1 protein-coding gene is annotated in these 2992 nt (G+C 58.7%); it reads right to left on the reverse strand.

Going from position 1 to position 2992, the window contains the following annotated elements; translation table 11 throughout:
- Window positions 1-144: 144 nt before the first annotated feature.
- A complete protein-coding gene (locus AC07ZH_RS20405; RefSeq protein ID WP_274923531.1) occupies window positions 145-2847 on the reverse strand; it encodes a Tn3 family transposase in 2703 nt (900 codons plus the stop codon).
- Between the last annotated feature and the right edge of the window lie 145 nt (window positions 2848-2992).

Raw genomic sequence — 2992 nt, forward strand, 5'->3', positions numbered from 1 at the left:
AGGGGTCTCCTCGTTTTCAGTGCAATAAGTGACGGTACGAAAAGCTAGCACTGGCGCGGAGGTGGTGTTGGTAGATCGTTGATTTCATTGACTTTCCTGTTCACTTTCAAATCTGCGATTCGTGGCGTCAAACCGTGGTCGGTTTCATCCATTGGTGCCAGTTATCGATGCATTTGGCCGCGAAGGCAGGATTTGGTCAGCATAGCGGTCAACCGGGAAGCGAAACACACCCCGCAAGTTGATGCTCTCCAGCCTGGTGGGCGCAATCTTCCCGATCAGTTCCGGTGGAATGACCTGGCGGCGGTTCGACCAGCGATCCAGGACCGCCTGCATCTGTGAGGTATTCCACGCCATCACGATGTTGGCCATCAGGCTCAACGCATCGGCCACAGCCTGCATTTCATCGACACGTTTGGCCTGCGCCGGGCTGATCCGGCCGGTATAAATGGCGCGCTTGAGGGCGTTAACAGCCTCGCCCCGATTGAGCACCCGGCGCAACTCGTTCCTGAAAGCGTCCTTGACAAAGTAGTCAGCCAAAAACGCCGTACGCAGCAACCGCCCCAATTGCACGCCAGCCTCATAGATTGGATCGCCCTGGGCGGCAGAACCGAACCGCGCAAGAGCTGCCACCGCACTGGCATGTCCGCTCATGACCGAGGCTGCCAGGTGCACCAGACTATCCCAATGCTTTTCGATCAAAGCGACGTCGACATTGGCTTCGCACACCGCAGCGATTTCTGCGGGCACTTTGGTGCCGCGTGGCACAAAGAGGTGGCGCTGTTTGAGTTCCTTCAACCGCGGGCAAAGATCAAAACCAAGCAAACGGGCATGTGACATGGCAAAGTCGGTGTAGCCATGGGTATCCACAGCAAGCTGGCTGGTCTCCAGCTTTTCTTGGCGGATGACACCTTCAATGGCCACGCCCGCCTGGCGCTCATTGAGCACAAAGGGCTGCGCATGGAAGATGCCCCACCGGTCTTTTACATGGGAGTAGATTCCAATGGAAGGTGTGTTGCGCCGAGGATCAAGCCGGGCTTGCCACACCCGTTTGGTGGTCTCCATGCTCATCATGTCAGAAGATGCCAAATCGGACCGCCCCCAGGTGGCGGCAATCGGGTGTCGCTGCATGAATTCCAGCACAGCCTGGCAGGCCTGGCTCAGACGCCGTTCGTCCCGCGCCCAGCGCATGGCCTGGCGAATGCTGGTGGCAAACAATTGCGGAATCATGCGCGCGCATTCGACCGCAGTCAGACTGGTGCCGTGGGCCATGATGCCGGCATAGACCATCAGCAGCTCGTCGGTAGAGCGCGGCTCACGTCCGAGCATGATCCAGCTAAAGCGCACCTGGGCGTCAACGGCCAGAATCACTTCCGGCAATTGAACCTCACCGATGCGGTGATCCAAAGCCGCGCGCAGCTTGGTCACTTCTGGGTCTTCGTCCTCTGCGGGCAATGGCGACAAATGGAGTTCATCATCCACGCGCAGTACGCCACTGCGGGCTGCAGCGGCCACCGCATCGACACCGGCAGTTACTCTGGCCAGCAAAGGCTTCAAGAAAGTGGCAGCCTTGCTGGGTAACGATAGACGGGCATAGTGTTTCTTGGACTCTGCCTGCCAACGCTCGTCCGTGAAGAACAAGCGCGCACGACCCCGAAAGCTCAGGCTGTGCTCAATCCAGACCGAGCCATTGCGCACCGCGCGGCGCAGGGCAAACAGGGTGGCCACCTCCAACGCCTGAAACGCCCGTTCCCGGTCTGGGCTGGAGATCGAAACCTGCCAGATCATTCCCAGACTTGGTGCCACCACTTCAACTGGCAGCTTTCTGGATCCTTTGAGATATAAAGCTTGCAGCTTGGCAAGGTACTCGATGGCAGGATGCTCGCCGGTGGCCTGCCAGGGCAGCTTTGCAATGGCGACGAGCAACGACCGCACGGGGCGAATTCCATCAATCAATCCCTCGCGGACCAGGGAGGCCCTGCTCGGTGGTTTGCGTTTCTGGGTTTCGGTGATCAAGGCTTCAAGACGGGCACGCAACTCAGCATCTGGCACCGCACCTTGCGCGCTCAAGGCAACAAGTTCGCCGAGCAGCGTTTTGTACATTGCGGCCCAATTGACGGTAGCGGGGACATCGGCGGCAGCCTGACGCCACAGATCGGCGATCCGGCGCTGCACCATAAGGATCAACTGGTCTGTGGTGGTGAACAGGCAATACCGAAGAAAGCATGCGACCTCCACGGTGCGCGCTGGCTCTTTGATCTTGGCTCCGGCTGAGGGCGGCCTGGAGACAAGTCGGCGCGCGTAGCGGCGCAAGATGAGATCGGGGATGTCTGCCAGGTGCTTATGAACGTCCAGCGTGTAAAGCAGGTCGATGCGCTCCAGTACCTCGCTGATTTGGCGGGTTGAGTGTTTCGCCGGTGCAGCCCATAGCCAACTCTGCTGGGTTTGTCCATCTGGGCGCAGCTCTGAAACTGAGGCTCGCCAGCGATCAAGTGTTGCTGGATCAACGCTGGCGGCGATGGCGGTGCCTGTTTCAACTTCAAGCTGGGCAAGTGCCGCCGCAATCAGTGTCCGAATTGCCCGCTCGTGCACGATCACCAGCTTGTTCTTGTACAGCCATTGACGCGCCCGCACGAGTACTGGAATTACCCGAAAGGCACCGAGCAAACGCCCACTCATGCGCAGGAAACCAATATGGAGCGCCAGACCAAGCTTGTGGGAATCACCTCGGCGTGCATTGATTGCGTCGCGCTCGGCACCATCGAAGGTGAAAAATGCCTTCATCTCGAAGTCGCTGATATCGCGGGGGAGCCCACGCATCCCCAAAAACGTTGTGTGCCAACCCTGCATCGTGAACCTCAAAAGTGGGAGGCCACCATACCCGTTTACAAAGCGAACAGGAAAGTCAATGAAATCAACGGTCTACCCAGACCACCCCCGCGCCAGTGCTAGCTTTGCGTACCGTCACTTATTGCACTGAAAACGAGGAGACCCC

The sequence above is a fragment of the Simplicispira sp. GW247-4R2A genome, assembly GCF_059424465.1.